The organism is Candidatus Poribacteria bacterium (genome assembly GCA_021295755.1).
Taxonomy (GTDB): Bacteria; Poribacteria; WGA-4E; order WGA-4E; family PCPOR2b; genus PCPOR2b.
Window position 1 is genome coordinate 32,414 of sequence record JAGWBT010000102.1, and the last position, 17,803, is coordinate 50,216.

Annotated in this window: 13 protein-coding genes, 1 tRNA gene and 1 pseudogene; 7 read left to right on the forward strand and 8 right to left on the reverse strand. The window is 51.9% G+C overall.

Annotated features, from left to right (window positions below; genetic code table 11):
- Window positions 1-182 precede the first annotated feature (182 nt).
- The 8 genes and pseudogenes from J4G02_14970 to J4G02_15005 all read right to left on the reverse strand — a co-directional run bounded on the left by J4G02_14970 (window position 183) and on the right by J4G02_15005 (window position 7,870).
- Window positions 183-1,133 (reverse strand): annotated as a pseudogene (locus tag J4G02_14970) (WD40 repeat domain-containing protein).
- Between the two features lie 126 nt (window positions 1,134-1,259).
- Window positions 1,260-2,321: a threonine synthase gene (locus J4G02_14975; protein MCE2395871.1), complete on the reverse strand. Its 1,062-nt coding sequence runs from the start codon at window positions 2,319-2,321 to the stop codon at window positions 1,260-1,262.
- A 14-nt stretch (window positions 2,322-2,335) separates the two neighbouring features.
- A complete protein-coding gene (locus J4G02_14980) occupies window positions 2,336-3,721 on the reverse strand; it encodes a homoserine dehydrogenase (GenBank protein ID MCE2395872.1) in 1,386 nt (461 codons plus the stop codon).
- Window positions 3,680-3,753 (reverse strand) — tRNA-Pro (locus J4G02_14985). Before J4G02_14985 ends, J4G02_14980 begins: the two co-directional genes overlap by 42 nt.
- A complete protein-coding gene (locus J4G02_14990) occupies window positions 3,744-3,977 on the reverse strand; it encodes a hypothetical protein (protein MCE2395873.1) in 234 nt (77 codons plus the stop codon). Before J4G02_14990 ends, J4G02_14985 begins: the two co-directional genes overlap by 10 nt.
- 344 nt (window positions 3,978-4,321) lie before the next feature.
- Window positions 4,322-5,113 (reverse strand): sugar phosphate isomerase/epimerase, encoded by a 792-nt coding sequence (locus tag J4G02_14995; protein MCE2395874.1) that lies wholly within the window; start codon window positions 5,111-5,113, stop codon window positions 4,322-4,324.
- 265 nt (window positions 5,114-5,378) lie between these two features.
- Window positions 5,379-6,392 (reverse strand): mandelate racemase/muconate lactonizing enzyme family protein, encoded by a 1,014-nt coding sequence (locus tag J4G02_15000; protein MCE2395875.1) that lies wholly within the window; start codon window positions 6,390-6,392, stop codon window positions 5,379-5,381.
- Between the two features lie 500 nt (window positions 6,393-6,892).
- Window positions 6,893-7,870 (reverse strand): mandelate racemase/muconate lactonizing enzyme family protein, encoded by a 978-nt coding sequence (locus J4G02_15005; GenBank protein MCE2395876.1) that lies wholly within the window; start codon window positions 7,868-7,870, stop codon window positions 6,893-6,895.
- A 202-nt stretch (window positions 7,871-8,072) separates the two neighbouring features.
- Here J4G02_15005 and J4G02_15010 point away from each other — a divergent pair, with 202 nt between their 5' ends.
- The 7 genes from J4G02_15010 to J4G02_15040 form a co-directional block, all read left to right on the forward strand.
- Window positions 8,073-10,325 carry a DUF3604 domain-containing protein gene (locus J4G02_15010; protein MCE2395877.1) on the forward strand — a complete coding sequence of 751 codons (2,253 nt, stop codon included), beginning with the start codon at window positions 8,073-8,075 and terminating at the stop codon, window positions 10,323-10,325.
- A 69-nt stretch (window positions 10,326-10,394) separates the two neighbouring features.
- Window positions 10,395-11,246, forward strand: a complete 852-nt coding sequence (locus tag J4G02_15015) for a phytanoyl-CoA dioxygenase family protein (protein MCE2395878.1) — start codon at window positions 10,395-10,397, stop codon at window positions 11,244-11,246.
- Between the two features lie 67 nt (window positions 11,247-11,313).
- A complete protein-coding gene (locus tag J4G02_15020) occupies window positions 11,314-12,552 on the forward strand; it encodes an FAD-dependent oxidoreductase (GenBank protein ID MCE2395879.1) in 1,239 nt (412 codons plus the stop codon).
- A 251-nt stretch (window positions 12,553-12,803) separates the two neighbouring features.
- Window positions 12,804-13,070, forward strand: a complete 267-nt coding sequence (locus tag J4G02_15025) for a sarcosine oxidase subunit delta (protein MCE2395880.1) — start codon at window positions 12,804-12,806, stop codon at window positions 13,068-13,070.
- Between the two features lie 60 nt (window positions 13,071-13,130).
- Window positions 13,131-16,064 carry a (2Fe-2S)-binding protein gene (locus J4G02_15030; GenBank protein ID MCE2395881.1) on the forward strand — a complete coding sequence of 978 codons (2,934 nt, stop codon included), beginning with the start codon at window positions 13,131-13,133 and terminating at the stop codon, window positions 16,062-16,064.
- Window positions 16,061-16,747, forward strand: a complete 687-nt coding sequence (locus tag J4G02_15035; GenBank protein ID MCE2395882.1) for an aminomethyltransferase family protein — start codon at window positions 16,061-16,063, stop codon at window positions 16,745-16,747. The genes J4G02_15030 and J4G02_15035 overlap by 4 nt, the downstream gene beginning before the upstream one ends.
- 19 nt (window positions 16,748-16,766) lie before the next feature.
- A partial coding sequence (locus J4G02_15040) for an AMP-binding protein (GenBank protein ID MCE2395883.1) occupies window positions 16,767-17,803 on the forward strand: 1,037 nt, incomplete at its 3' end.

Genomic DNA, 17,803 nt, shown 5'->3' on the forward strand with positions numbered 1-17,803 from the left:
TTTTGGTCATGAGCGATAAGGAGGTTGACGGTATCTGCGCCCCCGAGGGCGTCGTAGAGGGTAGCAATAGATGTGAAAGTCTGTGCCCCGCCGTCAACGGCAGTCACCTTCAGGGGGATGTGAATCAAGCTGATGCCTGCTGGTATCGACCAGAGATATTCTTCTGCAAGGGTGGACGGTGTGAGCTCCCACAGGAGGACCGTGCCGTCGCGACTCCCACTAGCAAGGGTCCTCCCATCGGGACTAAACGATACGCTCCTGACCCAATCCGTATGCCCGGTGAAGGTGCGTATGTGCATCCCTGTGTTGACATCCCACAGCCGCACCGTTGCGTCGTCACTCCCACTGGCAAGGGTGCTTCCATCCGGACTGAACGATACGCTCCTGACCCAATCCATATGCCCGGTGAGGGTGCGTATGTGCATCCCTGTGTTGACATCCCACAGCCGCGCTGTATCGTCCAAACTCCCACTGGCGAGTGTGTTTCCATCCGGACTGAACGATACGGTACTGACCACAAACGTATGCCCGGTGAGGGTGCGTATGTGCATCCCTGTGTTGACATCCCACAGTCGCACCGTATTGTCGTCACTCCCACTGGCAAGGGTGCTTCCATCCGGACTGAACGCCACGCTATAGACCCAATCCGTATGCCCGGTGAAGGTGCGGGTATGCGCGCCCGTGTTGACATCCCACAGTCGCACCGTATTGTCGTCACTCCCACTGGCGAGTGTGTTTCCATCGGGACTGAACGATACGCTCCTGACCCAATCCGTATGCCCGGTGAGGGTGCGTATGTGCATCCCTGTGTTGACATCCCACAGCCGCACTGTATTGTCCAAACTCCCACTGGCGAGTGTGTTTTCATCGGGACTGAACGATACGCTCCTGACCCAATCCGTGGTCAACAGGGCGACCTCCTGACCGGTGGCGGTATCGTAGAGCCAAATACCGATATTACTCACCACCGCGAGCCGCGTACCATCGGGAGAATACGCGATATTACCAGATATCCTCCCTTTACCGAGACGTGCTGTAGCACCTTCAGGCAAACCCCATCGCGTGTAATCTTGGGCGAGGGTGTTGAGTGAAAATAGGGCTAACAGAATTAGTACAACTACAGTTGTTTTCATGTAAACGGCCCCTTTCTCGGAAGGGGGTTATCATCCTAATATGTCAAGTTTGTGTCAAAAAATGCGCGCGGACGGATATAAAAATCTGCCCCGATCTATATCGCTCGCATATGTGTTTCATGTTGCTCACACCTCATAAACATACTTCAGGATTGCATCTTCGCTCGCAGACACTGTGATCGGCTCACCCCCGATTTCTCCTAGCGCGGTGTCCGGATCCTTCAAGCCATGTCCGGTCAGGCTGCAAACGATTGTTGAGCTCAGCTTGAAATATCCGCTCTGATTCAATTTGATGACGCCAGCAACGGAAGCTGCGGAAGCAGGTTCAACAAACAACCCCTCTAATTTTGCGAGCATCTGATAGGCTTGCAAGATTTCGTCATCCGACACGTAACCGATTAACCCTTTCGATTCGTCCCGCGCTTCCTCCGCAGTCCGCCAACTTGCAGGATTTCCTATCCTAATTGCACTCGCAACTGTCTGCGGTTCCTCAATAGCATGCCCTAAGACTATCGGTGCCGCTTGGGCCGCCTGAAAGCCAAGCATTTTGGGAAGACTCTCTGCCTTGCCGCAGTCGTAATACTCTTTATACCCCTTCCAGTATGCGGTAATATTCCCAGCATTACCAACAGGCATCGCTTGATAATCAGGCACAAAGCCAAGATGGTCAATGACCTCAAAGGCACCTGTCTTCTGTCCTTCAATGCGATAGGGGTTAAGCGAATTTACCAGATGAATTGGGTGCTTTTCGGTAACGTCTCGCACAAGCTGAAGCGCTTTGTCGAAATTTCCATCAACCGCAAGGACTTTTGCATCGTGCATCAACGCCTGTGCCAATTTCCCAAGGGCGATTTCCCCCTTCGGAACGAGTACAATACATTTCAGTTTCGCTTTGGCAGCGTAGGCAGCAGCAGACGCCGACGTGTTGCCAGTTGAGGCACACATTACTGCTTGAGCACCATCCTCAACGGATTTGGAGATAGCAACGGTCATGCCCCGATCTTTGAAGGAGCTCGTCGGATTTAGTCCTTCGCATTTCAGGTAGAGGCGCAGGTCGTTACCAATTGCCTCATTTAAGTTTGTCGCCTCAACGAGGGGGGTATTCCCTTCCTTGAGCGTAATAATTGGGGTTTCTAATGTAACCGGTAGATATGCACGGTAGTGATGAATGACACCGTTCCAGACCATTCGCTGCGATTTCCTTAAAAGGCAACTTCCTCTTCAATGCGGATCAGTCGGCTTGTCCCCTTGACAACACCAAGTGTATCAATCTCTCGAATTGCCATCTGCATGTTTTTCTCAACAGCCTTGTGCGTTACGATCACAATTGAGGCAGTATCATCAATTTCATGCCGTTCCTTCTGGATGACAGATGCGATGCTGATACGGTGTTCCCCAAGGATATTGCTAATCTGCGCTAACACCCCCGGCTGATCCAAGACAACGAGACGGACGTAGTAACGGGTTTCAACATCATCAATGGGACAGAGGGCTATGTTGGCTTGTGATCCGGAAAGCCAACCGCGCGGGACTTGAGATCTCACCCTACCGCTAATCGATTTTGCCGCATCGATAATATCCGCAACAACAGCGCTCGCTGTCGGCATTTCGCCGGCACCTTGTCCGTAGAACAGGGTTGGACCAACGGCATCGCCAATGACACAGACCGTATTGAATGCACCACCAACATTTGCGAGCATACTGCGCACGGGCACCAATGTCGGATGGACACGCGTTTCAACCCGGTCCTGATTCAGTTTCGCGATAGCAAGGAGTTTGATCACGTATCCGAGTTCACGAGCGTACTGAATCTCATTGGGCGTGATATGTGTGATACCTTCCGTGTAAACCCCATCCATCGGCATGGCAAAGCCGTAAGCGAGAGAAGTGAGGAGGGTCAACTTATGTGCGGCATCAATCCCTTCAACATCAAATATCGGATCTGCCTCAGCATACCCTTTGGCTTGGGCATCTTTCAGCACTTCGTCAAAATCAACTTCGTTTTCGTGCATCTCCGTCAAGATGTAGTTGCAGGTGCCGTTGATGATACCGTAAATTGAATGGATACGGTTCGCAGCGAAACTCTCCCGTAGAGTTTTGATTATTGGGATGCCCCCTGCGGCGCTCGCCTCGAAATTCAGACTGACATTATGCTTATCAGCAAGTTGAAAGAGCTCAAATCCATGCGCTGCTAACAGCGCTTTGTTCGCTGTGACAACGTGCTTGCCATTGCGGATGGCTTGAGTGACCAAGGACCGCGCTTCATCGGTCCCGCCCATTAACTCTACAACTATATCGATCTCAGGATTCTCGACAATCTCGGCGGGATTTGTCGTCAAACACTCCGCACCCAATTCAACCCCGGGGCGAGATGCGGGTAGCGTCCGCTTCGCAATTTTGATTAAACGTAATTGGATTCCGGCGTTTTGTTCAATCAGATTATTCTGGTTGAGCAAAATCTTGGACACACCTGTGCCAACTGTGCCCCAACCAAGAAGCCCCACATTAATACTAGCGTTATCCACTACGACCTCTCTACACAAAAATCGGGGCGACTGGATTTGAACCAGCGACCTCTTGAACCCCATTCAAGCGCGCTTCCGGGCTGCGCTACGCCCCGACCATTATTCGTTCAGATGCAATACGGCTAAATGTTAGCACTGACCACTCCCAAGCATAAATACTTGGGATTCTTTCGACAGACTGACTCCCATTAGGGACGCTGTATTCCTGCTTCGGCGGGACACGCTCTGAAAGGTAGAGTCTTACCGTCTCTCCACGGGCGTTTAGACTCTCTGCGTGTCCCGCAGCGAGTATTGATTTAAGGGCTTGGTTATCGCCCAATACGCCTTTTACTCTCCATGCTATAGGAGTGTGGGAGACACCACTTAGCAGTGGCGATAGCATTCTCCCACAAGGCGATGTATCAAATATACCATATTTTGATTGAGAAAAGCAAACAAAATTAAAGGGGTTGGCCCCAACGCTAAAGCATTGGGCTTGCTACCATTTAGCAGTCAAGAAAAAAATTAAGAGAAGGTTCATGTAAAAAGCAGGTGCAAAGGTATTAAAGCATCCGCGAATTAACGCGAATCTTCGCAAATAACAAAGACGCTCATATCAAAAGTAAAGTGCAGAGAACGAATATATGAGCGTAAGAGAAAGGGGCAAATGAAAAGGTGATTCCGTCATACCAAAGTGGCGAACCAATCCCGCACCCGTACTTTATCCGCATCGTTGCCAAAACCGAGACTGAACCAGCCGGAATAGCCGTCCGCTTTCAACCGTGCAAACAGCGCGTCAAAGTCAATAGTGCCCTCACCGGGGACGAGATGGACCTCATAATCGCCGGTGTTGTCATTGAGGCGCACTTGACCAATATTCTCTACGCCAAACGCATCAAGGAACCCCTCCCAGCCTTCGGGCACAAGATGGCCGTGGGCGACATTGAATGCCCACTGAAAGTGTGGCGATTGAATCGCATCAAAGAACCAGTGCGTCTCTTCGACGTTGTGCGGGATGTAGTGGATTTCGGCATAGTCGGGTTCTTTGTTGTGGTTCTCGAAGAAGATGGGGACGTCTACTCGTTCTGCTCTGTCTACCAATCGCTTCATCCGTTCAACCGCCACTTCCCGTCGTTGTGGGACATCACCAAAATGATACCCTCCATGTCCCACAAGCCAACCGCAGCCGAGTCGGGCAGCCAAGTCGAGATTAGAGAACAGGTATTCGTCCACCGCTTCCGCCATGATCGGTACATACTCGGCGTTATTTATAGCGGACGATGGATGGATGCCAATGGCAATATCATGCCGTTCGCAGAGGTCTCGCACTCCCCGAACACGCGCGGCGTCGAATGAGGTAATGTCATTCGGGGGTAGGTCTGCTTGAAAATCAATGTACCGAAAACCATTTTCGGATGCCCAGCGAATCAAGTCCTCAATCGGTTGACCTGAAACATCAAAGCCGAAACGATTCATCGTGTATATCCTCCTCTACAGTATTAGGGCGTAGGTTGCTATTTGTTGTTCCGGTGCCCGTCTGAATGTGCAACGTAAAACGTGATGCGTAAAACGTGAAAACTGCTAGTTCATTGATTCATTAATGAACTAGTAGCAAGGAACAGCGATCGTTGTTCCCTACGGCTTCTGTTGCACCATTTCTTAACATGAGCCAAAAAGCGTTATTTCCCTCATGTCTACTAGGTTTCAATCCGATATCGCTCAATCGCTTCCTCATCAAGTTCTATTCCCAATCCCGGACCGTGTACAGCGCGTCTCCTTTGACCAGCTTGTTCAAAGGAGACCAAGCCTCCTCAGGGCGGATTGGCGGGGTTGTATAGACTAACTCTTGCATCCGGCATGTGCGGATGGTCGCAGCAACTTGCAGTGAATAGATTAGATCCATGCCGTGTGAGCCGTGAAAGATACATTCCATGCCGAACAACTCAGACATACTTGCCACCTTTTTTAGTGTGGTAATCAGATTGGCACAATGGGGTTGCACAATATCAAAGGCTTCGCCCTGAACATACCCGCGATACACTTCTTCTGGTTGATGCTCTCCACCGGTGATGGCGATATCCGTTTCTGCTCGCAGCCGCGCGTGGAGGTGTATGTCGCCGCGAGTGAACGGTTCTTCCAACCAAGTGGTATCAACTTCTTCCAATGCTCTGGCCGCACGAAGGGCGGTATCGTAATCCCAAGTGGAACCTGAGTATTGCCCTGTTCTGTCTACCATCACTTCCATTTTATCGGGTCCGCCAATCCGTTCACGGATTAACCGGATTGCTTCGACATCCTCCATCAGATCCGGTCGGAAGATGCGAATTTTGACAGCTTTCCACCCCTGTTCTGAATATCGTAATACATCTTCAGCCTGTTGTTGTGGCGTTACGTCGGTCTGATCCGCTGCCCCGGGCCACACACAGGTGAGGTATAGAGGAATCTCATCGCGATAGGAGCCCATTAGCTTGTGCAGGGGGAGACCTGCGGCTTTACCTACGATGTCCCACAACGCATTTTCTGCGCCAAACCACTTATTCAAACCGGCTTCGAGGTGTTGTTCAATCTGAAACGGATCCTCGCCCACCAAGAGCTGGCTGACAGCATCGACATCCACCGCCTCGAATCCGTAACCTATGATCCCTTCATCGGTATGGATTCGCGTAATCGCCGAAGAATTGTAGTATCTCTTCTGCCGTTCCTCCTCAGATATCGGGACTGCAACACGAAAGCTTTCAACAGAAGTGATTTTCATAACGTATCTCTCCTCATAGCAAATCAATCAGAATTCTGCTACATCTGATACCGCAAGTTTCCACCCATCGCTCTGCTAGGGCAAATAATGAAAGCGAGAACCAAGATAAAACTCTGTTATACACATCGCGCTCCTCTGGAGCGCAGGGATTGAATATATCGCCCTACTATAGACATATTGCTCCTCTGGAGCAAAAGGCAGACCTCTTCAGATTTAACAGCAAACCGATGGAGGCTCGATAGCTAGGGCGTGTTGACATTTTACTGTCATGAATTTGGAAAACATTATAATGATCGGACAATCTGTATAAGCAGCATGTCGATTTTGGAAAATCGACCTACAATAGGGCTTGGATATGTCTATCCAAGCCGAGCGGATTTGACAAATAGCAACTTGGACTCTAATAATCTGCGACTGAGCCATCCTTCAATCGACTGTCGGGCCAAGTGAACCTACGCTCCGCGTCTTTTCCGGTCTCAATTACCGACGCCTCATCAACCTCAACGCCCAAACCGGGACCTTCTGGCAGCGACACGTAGCCTTCCGCTCTCTGGCAAGACACCCTTGTAGCCCTCGTGAATCAAGAAAAATGGGACGGCCGCTGCCACATGTAGGCTGGCGGTCAAGCCGAGATGGGACATTGTGCAGTGCGGTGCAATCGGGACGTGATGGGATTCTGCGAGGGCTGCGACCTTCTTCATCTGACTGATGCCGCCGCCGTGCCCGCAGTCCGGCTGAAGGATGTCAATCACCTGCGCTTCGAGGATTTCACGCACCTCCCAGATAGTCCGATCGCGTTCTCCTGTTGCGAGGGGAACGGGGACCGATTCGCGGATCTTACGCATCACTTCAATGTTGCCGGGCACCCACGCTTCTTCCAAGAAGAGCAGGTCATCGGCTTTTAGATAGCTTGCAAATTGTTTGACGATAGGGGGTGGCAGACAACTATGGGCATCGAACATCACAGCGCCATCGGGTCCAACCTGTTCACGCGCGTCTCGTACTTTCTGAACCAGATCTTCGATCTCCGCAGGCGTCCCAGCGAACGGTTTGGAACCCCCGGGACCTGTTTTAATTGCTTTGGGACTTGGGTACATCCAGACTTTGTCGCGGCAGGGACCACCGAGTAAGCGGTAGACGGGAACATTCCAAAGTTTGCCGGCGATGTCCCACAACGCCATATCAATTGCGGAGATGGTATGCACCATCAATCCGCCACCGCGGATGTTGCGGTGGGCGCGAAACAGTCGTTGCCAGTGATGCTCAATACGAGTTGGGTTTTCACCGATGATGAGTTCCGAGAGCGATTCTGCGAGGCGGCAGGTAACATTGTTCTCCATGTTGTTAATTTCGCCCCAACCGGTGACTCCCATATTGGTCTCGATTTTGACATAGGCTTTGACGCCCATGGGGAAGGCGTGTAGCGCGGTAATTCTGATTTGAGATCCACTATCTTCAATTTTTGGTTGATCTGACATAAAGAAACTCCTTAACTCTGAATGATTAGATTGGAGGTTGTTGACCGAATAACATAATAGCATATCCGCCCCAAAAGGAGAACACAAAAAGATATGATGTATAATGCTTTTCTGTTGACGCCCTCAACAAATTGTGATATAAGAATGGTGTCCCCCTACCTAATTGAGATTCCTAGCAGCGAGGGTTGATAAGGAGTAATTAATGGCTGAAGAACAAGCGGCGGTCCTCGTCGATGACAGTAATCCGGTATTCACAATGAATGCCTCGGAGCAATTGAATATGTCTAATGCAGACATTCATCAATTGTATGGTGAAGTGCGTCTTGAGCCACGAGATAAGGTGGTGGCAGGTAGTTACAGGACATGGACGCTGACTTATACCGCAGGCAAAAAGGGGATAGCACCGGGTGGGCGGATAAGGATTTACACTGATTCGGATTCGGATCGGGGGACGCCACAGATGGACGATTCGGCAGGCGCAGATTACCTGACGATAGAAGCACCGCAAGCCGCGCGGATAGGTGTGCTAGTACAGAGCGTGCTTTCGGTAACGTTGGTAGTGAACGGTCGAGCACTTCAACCGGGAGAGCAGGTGGCCGTGACCTATGGCGATCGGAGCGAGGGCGGGCCGGGCTTCCGGTCACAGACGTTTCAGGAGGCACGACACTATTTCTGGGTAGATGTGGATACCGCCGGTGATGGAAACATCGTGACGTTGCCTGAGCCGCCGTACTTGATTATCGTGGGTGGAACAGCGGAAAAACTGGTAGTGACCGGACCGTCAATGGTCCTCGCAGGAGAGCAGTTCCAGATCCAAATCAGGGCAGAGGACGCATGGGGAAATCCTGCCTCGGCATACCGGGGGACGGTAGCGATTCAGTCCGGGAATGTGAGGGTGCCAACGGAGCGACTAGCGTTTGGCGCAGCAGATAAGGGGGTACAGTGGATTGAAGGGTGCACCGTTACACAAACGGGAATTCACCGACTGACAGTGGTCGATGAAAAAGCCGGGTTGACCGCCCAGAGTAATCCAACGTTGTGCCAAGAAACCAAGCCTTGCCACAATCTTTACTGGGGTGATTCTCACGGCGGGCAGATAGCGATGGCAGAGAAGATTCCAGACTTCTTCCAGTACGCCCGGGACGTCGCTGCAATCCATTTCGCAGGCTATCAGCGGAACGATCATGTGCTGTCCAAGCGGGACTGGGCGTTACAACAGGCGGCAGAACGTGTCTACGATCAACCCGGACGGTTTGTGGCTTTGCCCGGTTACGAGTGGTCAGCCAATACGAGCCGGGGTGGGCATCACAACGTGTATTTCCGGCGACATGACCAATCCATTCGGCGCTCCGACCACACAGGGCTGGAAGACAAATCGGACGCTGACACGGATCTGTATCATATCCAAGATGTCTACGAAGCTTTCCGAAATTCGGATGCAGTGATTACCGCTCACGTTGGTGGTGAACACTCGGATTTGACCTACCATGATCCTGCATTGGAGCCAGCAGTGGAGGTCACGTCCGACCATGGGACGTTCGAGTGGAACAAGATGGGCTTTTTTGGCGGCAGCGATAGTCACAATGGCCGCCCCGGAAACGACACACCGGGCTTTCAGCACCGGCGCTACGCCAAAGCCGGGTTGGCAGCTGTATATGCGCCCGAATTGACGATTTCGGAGGTACTTTCGGCGTATAAAGATAGACGCATCTACGCAACAACGGGAGCCCGGATTTTGATGCACACCGAAGCGGCAGGACACTCAATGGGAGCAGAATTCACTACATCGGAAAAACCGCAGATTTCCGCGTTCATCGCTGGCACGGCACCGTTTGAATCGGTAGAACTATTTCGGGGACTAGAACCCATTTACAGTCACCCCGCGGATTACAGTGTAGACAGCAACCGTGTACGTATTCTCTGGGAAGGTGCCAGTCGCAAAAGTAGTTATTCAGGGGTAATCTGGGAAGGGAAATTGAGGATCGCTGGTCGCCGCGTTGCAAACGTAGACAAGATTCGGTTCGACAGTCCACGCTCCCGGGTGTTCGACGTGGAAGATTATGGCTTGCGCTGGTATTCGGTGACCTGTGATCTGACTGGAGAAAATGATGGAGAACTAGAGTTGGTGGTAAATACCTCAGTGATTGCAGGACCGCTCTACGGGGGAAGTGGAATCAGTGCGCCTAGGCGGATGTCCTACGCCCCGGCGGAGAAAGTGGGGGTCAATATCAACTTGACTGAACTGAAGAAAGGTCCTGTGACGCTGGAAATCGGCGGGTTAAATCGGCGGGTGACAGTATCATTGGCTCCCACGCCACAGGAGGCTGGCGAGGCTAAATTTTCATTTGCCGACCCATCGCCAAACCCCGGCATCAATCCTTACTGGGTACGGGTCGTCCAGACGGACATGGAGATGGCGTGGAGCAGCCCGATTTACGTGGACTATGTAGCGTGATAGCCAAACCCAGCGAGCGCAAACGAGACACAGATTCCCCATACTATTCGCATCGAACAGGAGGTTGTAATGTTAAAAAACTCCCAAATAACCGAATATCATCAGGACGGATACACCGTCTGCCCAGGCTTCTTGACCGCGGACGAAGTTGCTCAGTTGCTCGCAGAAACCGAGAAGATTATCGGTGGCAACACGCTCGCAAACCACGACGACAAGCGGATGGAAATGGAGCCGGATCAACCCCCAGACGGGACAAAGGTGCGTCGGCTTTACGAGCCGTGCAGTTATTACCCGCTGTTCAGGACATTATCGGAGTCCGAAAAATTGCTGGACGCTGTGGAGGGCTTGATAGGTCCCAATCTCCTGTACCACTACAGCAAACTCAATATGAAACCGCCCGAAATCGGTTCGGTTGTGGAATGGCATCAAGACCTCTCCTACTATCCGATGACAAATCGAGATTCGCTCGCTGTGCTGTTTTACCTCGATGATGCGGACGCAGACAACGGTTGTCTACAGATGTTGCCCGGTCGGCACGAAGGAGATCTGCTTGCCCATACGCGTGAAGGGTACTTTCAAGGTAGAGTTACAGAAGCAGTTAATAGCTCAGAGGCGGTATTGGTTGAAGGCAAGGCTGGCACCGTGGTCTTTATGCATTGTATGACCCCACACGCCTCAATTACCAACTGTTCAAACCGCTCTCGACGCACGCTGATTCTCAGTTACCGTGCCGCTGATGCTTTCCCCATCTATTACGGGGAGATGACGAGTCATGTCGAAACACACACACGACTGGTCCGTGGACATCAGGCACAGATGGCACGCTTTACGATGAAGGAATTCCCTGTTCCTTACTACAAAGAGAGAAGTGTGTCGCTATATGAGTTACAGGAGCGATCACGGAAAGGGGATATCAGGTAGCCGAGACGAGTTGCAGTGAAGCCAACCGATCATATCGTCCTGTCAGAATTCTATCTACGGAAAACAGATGTCAATCCAACTCATTCGACAAGCCTTTAACGGCGATCGACCGCCGCCGAGAATGTGGCGCTCACATGAACTGAAAGATTACTACGATGTCGTTATTATCGGCGGAGGTGCACACGGGCTTGCCTGCGCCTACTATCTCGCCAAAGAGCACGGCATCACTGATGTGGCGGTGCTAGAAAAGAGTTACATCGGTGCGGGCGGCAGCGGTCGTAACACGGCTATTGTCCGCAGCAATTATCTCACCCCAGAAGGTGTGCGCTTCTACGATGAGAGCGTCAAACTCTACGAAAAACTGTCGGCTGAACTCAATTTTAATGTGATGTTCAGCCAACGGGGCCACCTGACCCTCGCGCATACCGATGGTGGGGTCAATACCATGCGGCGTCGAGCGGAGGTCAACCAGATCGAAGGTGTTGATTCGCGTTTAATTTGGCCCGATGAGATCAAAAGCCTCTGTCCCTATCTCGATGTAACTGACCATCCCCGTTACCCCATTTTGGCGGCACTCTACCATCCACCCGGCGGTATCATTCGCCACGATGCAGTCGTTTGGGGTTATGCTCACCAAGCGGACGTACGCGGCGTCCACATTCATCAAAACACAGAGGTAACCGGGATCAAGGTCAAGCGCGGAAAAGTGACCGGTGTGGAAACGAGCCGTGGTCCCATCAAAACCGGGACGGTTCTCAACGCAACCGCCGGTTGGGCTTCGACAATCACGGCGATGGTAGGAATTAACCTACCGCTGACTACTATCCCCCTGCAAGCCTGTGTGACTGAACCCCTCAAACCGTTCTTGGATGTGGTTGTTGTCTCCGGCAGCCTGCACGTCTATATCAGTCAGACCGATCGGGGAGAGTTAGTGATGGGGGCAAGCGTAGATCCTTTTTCCTCCTATTCGATGGCGGGTTCTCTCACATTCCTCGAGGGTATCGCGGGGCATGTTCTCGAACTATTCCCCTCTCTGAGTCATGTCCGTATCCTGCGTCAGTGGGCTGGTATTTGCGAAATGCCTCCCGACTACAGCCCAATCATGGGGTTCACACCTGTCAATGGATTTCTGATAGACGTCGGTTGGGGCACCTACGGATTCAAGGCATCCCCCATCGCCGGCAAAACTCTGGCAGAGTTAATCGCCACCGGTAAGACCCCAACCCTCATTGCTCCGTTCCGTCTATCACGCTTTGAGGAAAATGAGCTGGTTGGTGAGAAAGGTGCGGCGGCAGTGGGGCACTAATAAAACGCTTTTATTTTTAACGCAAGGGCGCAAAGTCGCAAGGATCGCAAAGAAAAGATATTAAAAAATCTTTGCGTTAAAATCTTTGGCTCGATGCAATTATAGTGAATTCTAAAAATAAATAGACACTTTCGCCCCCCGGTAGGTGCGGGTGAAAACCGCACCGGTTTGGAGTGTCTCATTAATTCTAAGGTCCACTATAACAGAAACCGAGTTTTCAAGAAAAAACTCGGTTTCTTATGGAGATCAATATGTTGCTTTTAACCTGTCCTAACTGCGGGGATCGAAATGTCAGCGAGTTCCGCTTTGGTGGAGAACTCGGTTCGCGTCCCCAAGATCCTTCCGCTCTCAGCGATGCAGAATGGGCAAACTATCTTTATATGCGCAATAATGTCATGGATGCGCAAACAGAGTGGTGGCATCATAACGCCGGTTGTGGTCTATGGTTTCTGGCTGAACGGCACACACGGACTAATGAGGTGATACAGACTTACCTTTACGTAAAACGTAATGCGTAATGCGTGATAGGGCTTTTGCTAATTTCATTATTTCCTATTAGATGTAGAACCGGAGAATGAATGCGAACTGAACAAGACAAACTAACAACAGCACTCAATCGACTTCAGCCGAAGCAAGGTGAGGTGATTGATCGCAATACTACGATTCGATTTACCTTTGATGGAGTAGAGTATACCGCCCACCCCGGCGATACTGTCGCTTCGGCTCTGACAGCAGCGGGTGTTAAAGTCTTGAGTCGCTCGTTTAAGTATCATCGTCCGCGTGGGCTGCTCTGTTGCACCGGGCACTGTCCCAACTGTCTGGTGCAGATTGGAGATGAACCAAATGTTCGTGCCTGTACCAGACCTGTGGAAGCGGGGATGGACGTCCGAGCGCAGAACGTTTGGCCCTCGCTCAATCGGGATCTGCTTTCCTTGACGCAACTGGGATCACGTTTTATGCCGGTCGGGTTTTACTATAAGACTTTCATCCGTCCCCAAAAGCTGTGGCCCCTCTACGAACATACGTTACGCCACGCGGCTGGTTTGGGCGAGGTTGATATCGATACGTCCCTAGGCGAGTTTGACAAGCAATATCTGCATACCGATGTTGTCGTGGTCGGTGGTGGACCGGCAGGCATTAGTGCGGCATTGAGTGCAGCCGAAGCCGGTGCCCAGGTGTTGCTTTTCGACGAGAATCCAGCCCTCGGAGGGCATCTCCGCTTCACTGTTCCTCTGGAATCTCCCTCAAGCCCGCAAGCGTCCAAAGACTTACCGGAGTTGTTAGAAGCAGTTAATCGGCAACCGAATGTCACGGTTTTCACCGAAACGAGTGTTCTGGGTTGGTATCAGGACAACTGGCTTTGCGCCGTGAAGGAAGCCCGTTTGTTTAAGATACGGACGAAATCAATGGTTGTGGCAACCGGTGCCTATGAAACACCCCTTATTTTTGATAACAACGATTTACCGGGCGTTATGTTAGGGAGTGCTGTGCAGCGTCTGCTTCACCTTTTCGGCGTCCTGCCCGGTAGACAGGTCGTGATTGTCACCGCTAACGAGGATGGATGGGATGTAGCCGCCGACCTTCACTCACTGGGGGTGAATGTAGCAGCGATCGTAGACGAGCGTGATCCCAACACCTGTACCAGCCCATATCGGGACGGATTGACGAGCGCTGGAGTTCCGGTGTTTTATCGGCATACCATCCTTGAGGCTCTCGGTTCAAACACAGTAAGAGGGGCACAGATTGCGCGGTTCGACGAACGAGGCGAAATTTCTCCCGCTACGGCACAATCGCTACAGTGCGATCTCATCGTGACGAGTATAGGTTGGACACCTGCTACTGAACTTTCGTATATGGCGGGCGGAAAATCGGAATACAATGAAGATCGAGCAGAAACAGTACCGGTGTTTACTCCACCGGGCATCTATGTGGTAGGACGAGCAGCGGGCACACACGCCGTTGATTCCCAGATCGCTGAAGCACAGCAGGCAGGATCGAATGCGGCTGCTTTTACGGGGTTCGGCGAATTCGATGAATTAACAGTACAGTCGTCTGGTGTTCCGGAACCGCGCCGTAGCTCTGATCGGGTGTGCGTGCCCGGCAAAAAGAAGGGATTCGTGTGTTATTGCGAAGATGTCACCGACGAAGACGTGGAAACGGCGATTGCGGAAGGTTACAACAGCATAGAGCTTCTCAAACGATACAGTACCATCTCAATGGGACCCTGTCAGGGTACGATGTGTTCGATGAACACCATCCATCTCTGTGCCCGTGCTAACGGTTGGACAGTGCAGGAGACCGGCACCACCACTGCGAGACCGCCCACCACGCCGGTGACACTAGGAGCTTTGGCGGGACAAAACATGGAGCCCGTACAGACGACTCCGATTCATCAATGGCACCTCGACCACGGCGCAGAGATGATGGTCGCGGGGCTTTGGCTGCGTCCAAACCACTACGGCAAGCCAGCGGCAGAAGCGTTGGGGGTACGTAATCGAGTCGGCCTTATTGACGTGAGCCCGTTGGGAAAACTGCAGCTTACCGGTCCTGGGGTGCCTGAGCTACTGGAACGCATCTATACCAACCAGTGGGACAACCTCCGTGTGGGACGGGTCCGCTACGGCGCGATGTGCAACGATGAGGGTGTGGTGCTAAACGACGGGGTCTGCGCACATCTGCAGGACGAAACGTGGTATATGACCACCACCTCTACCGGTGCAACAACGGTCTTTGAGTGGCTGCAATGGTGGTTGCAATCGGGATGGGGTGAAGGCATACACCTAACTGATCTGACGGACACCTATTCTGCTTTCAACTTAGCGGGTCCCCAATCGCGGGCGGTACTGGAGAAATTGACAGATCGAAATCTCACCAACAGAGCCTTTCCTTACATGCGTATCCGTTCCGCCAAGATCGCGGGTGTACCGTGTCAATTGTTGCGACTCGGTTTCACCGGTGAGTTGTCCTATGAAGTGCACTGTCCGTCCGGTTATGCGTTGCACGTCTGGGAAGCGCTGATGGAGGCGGGAAAAGAGGTTGATATTACCCCGTTTGGCGTGGAGGCACAACGCATATTGCGATTGGAGAAGGGGCACATTATCGTCGGACAGGACACCGACGCTATGTCTGACCCGCTCTCTGCCAATATGGCGTGGGCGGTGAAATTGGATAAGCCTGACTTTCTGGGAAAACCTTCCCTGATGCGAATCTCTGCCGAAGGACTGAAGCAGCTTCTGGTAGGCTTCAAAATGGTCGAACCCGATGTTGTTCCCGATGAAGGGCTACAGATTGTTGAGTCCGAAGCAGATGGACAGTTGAAAATTGTTGGTTGGGTCACCTCCAGTCGATTCAGTCCGACCCTTGAGGAGTCAATCGGACTCTGTTGGCTGCCGCCAGATATAGCATCTCAGAACGGTGCCTCCTTCACGATTCGTATGGACGGGCATCTAGCAGAGGCGCGTGTCCATCACGGTGCCTTTTATGACCCCGACGGAGAAAGGTTACGCATGTGAGCACTTCCAAAACGCCCGTCAAATTGACCCCCTTACACTCTACCGCTCAACGCTTGGGCGCGACTTTCACCGAACAGCGTGGATGGCGTATCCCAGAGGTTTATACGACGTCGGAAGTGGAAATTGCCGCCGCCCAAGGGAGCCTTGCCCTCGCTGATGAAACACCGAATGGGAAACTGTTATTTGAAGGAGATCAAGCAGAATCTGTGTTGATGGATGTCTTTGATCTAGATTCCCTCAAAGTCAACGAAGGACGCGATGGAATCTATCGTTTGCGGAACGACCTCTTTTTTATCAGCACACCACCCGGCAGAGAGGTTAGCACACAGAGAAAGTTGACGACCACATTAAAAGCATCTGAACAGTTTGGCACGGTCACAGACATAACACACGGACGAGCGGAGATTCGGGTGATTGGTCCTGCTAGTCAAGAACTTTTGAGTAAGGTATGCGGATTGGATTTCCATCCTTCGGTGTTCCCAAACGAAACGGCGAAACAGAGCAGTCTTGCCAAGACAACACAGTTAATCATTCGCAGGGACATCGGTAAATTACCGGCATTTTCCATCATCGGCGCACAGTCGTTGGGTCCCTATGTCTGGGATACCCTAATGGAGGCAGGCAGAGAATTTGGGATTGTCCCGATTGGCAGGGCGGCGTTAGCTGCGTTAGAGGACAAGTAAACGGGGAGGTAGACCGCCTGTGACGGCAAAGAAACTGACATGTGAAAATCTCATCGAATGCGGGTTAGACAAATCCACATCGGATCGCCTGATAGAGCGCATCAATCCGTTACTCGCGTCGCTTCCAGCTGCAGCGTGTTGGAGGGCAATTTCGCAAACCGTTTTAACCCCTGATCACCCGTTCGCCCTTCACCAACTCCTCCACAATACAGTTTTTGCCGACTGGAAGGGAGTGGCTGCCCCGGCTTGGTTTCCGGCGGAAGATGAAATTGAGAAGACAAATATTGCGGCGGTTATGCGGGAGTTAGATCTCGATTCTTACGAGGCACTCCATTCATGGTCGGTACGCCATCGCACTGATTTTTGGAGGTTGATGATTGAAAGACTTGGGATTCAATTCCATCAGAAATTTAGCGAAGTAGTGGACTTGTCTCAAGGAGATGAATTTCCCAAGTGGCTCGTAGACGCGCAGCTTAATATCGTCGAGAGCTGTTTTAACGCACCAAGCGCTGTCACCGCGATTGTGTTTCAGTCAGAGGGTTCGGTACTTTCGACGATGACCTACGGCGAACTCAACGCCCTGACCAATCGGGTTGCGAATGGCTTGGCGAACGCCGGCTTTCGGCCGGGCGACCCTATCGCCATAAATATGTCGATGCACCCCGAATCGGTTGCAATCTATCTCGGTATCATCAAAGCGGGCAGCGTCGTGATTGCGATCGCGGATAGCTTCGCACCCGATGAGATCCAGATGCGCTTGCGTATTGCAGATGCGAAAGGAATTTTCACGCAGGATTATATCCGCCGTGCTGGAAAACAGTTACCGTTATATGCGAGGGTGGTCGATGCTAAGGCACCAAAAGCGATAGTGCTTTCCCGTGGGGACGAGCCCCCGATTGAATTGCGCAATGGTGATTTAACTTGGGAGGAATTTCTCAGTAATAGTGATCGGTTTGACGCAGTTGGGTGTGATCCGCACGACCACACGAATATCCTATTTTCTTCGGGAACGACTGGGGAGCCCAAAGCGATCCCGTGGACGCAAACTACGCCGAT

Excerpts from the sequence above, each read along its gene's own strand:
- J4G02_14980 (MCE2395872.1), bottom strand. The coding sequence starts at position 3,721 with ATGGGGTTCAAGAGGTCGCTGGTTCAAATCCAGTCGCCCCGATTTTTG.
- J4G02_15025 (MCE2395880.1), top strand. The coding sequence starts at position 12,804 with ATGTTGCTTTTAACCTGTCCTAACTGCGGGGATCGAAATGTCAGCGAG.
- J4G02_15020 (MCE2395879.1), top strand. The coding sequence starts at position 11,314 with ATGTCAATCCAACTCATTCGACAAGCCTTTAACGGCGATCGACCGCCG.
- J4G02_15000 (MCE2395875.1), bottom strand. The coding sequence starts at position 6,392 with ATGAAAATCACTTCTGTTGAAAGCTTTCGTGTTGCAGTCCCGATATCT.
- J4G02_15005 (MCE2395876.1), bottom strand. The coding sequence starts at position 7,870 with ATGTCAGATCAACCAAAAATTGAAGATAGTGGATCTCAAATCAGAATT.
- J4G02_15015 (MCE2395878.1), top strand. The coding sequence starts at position 10,395 with ATGTTAAAAAACTCCCAAATAACCGAATATCATCAGGACGGATACACC.
- J4G02_14975 (MCE2395871.1), bottom strand. The coding sequence starts at position 2,321 with ATGGTCTGGAACGGTGTCATTCATCACTACCGTGCATATCTACCGGTT.
- J4G02_15010 (MCE2395877.1), top strand. The coding sequence starts at position 8,073 with ATGGCTGAAGAACAAGCGGCGGTCCTCGTCGATGACAGTAATCCGGTA.
- J4G02_14995 (MCE2395874.1), bottom strand. The coding sequence starts at position 5,113 with ATGAATCGTTTCGGCTTTGATGTTTCAGGTCAACCGATTGAGGACTTG.
- J4G02_15030 (MCE2395881.1), top strand. The coding sequence starts at position 13,131 with ATGCGAACTGAACAAGACAAACTAACAACAGCACTCAATCGACTTCAG.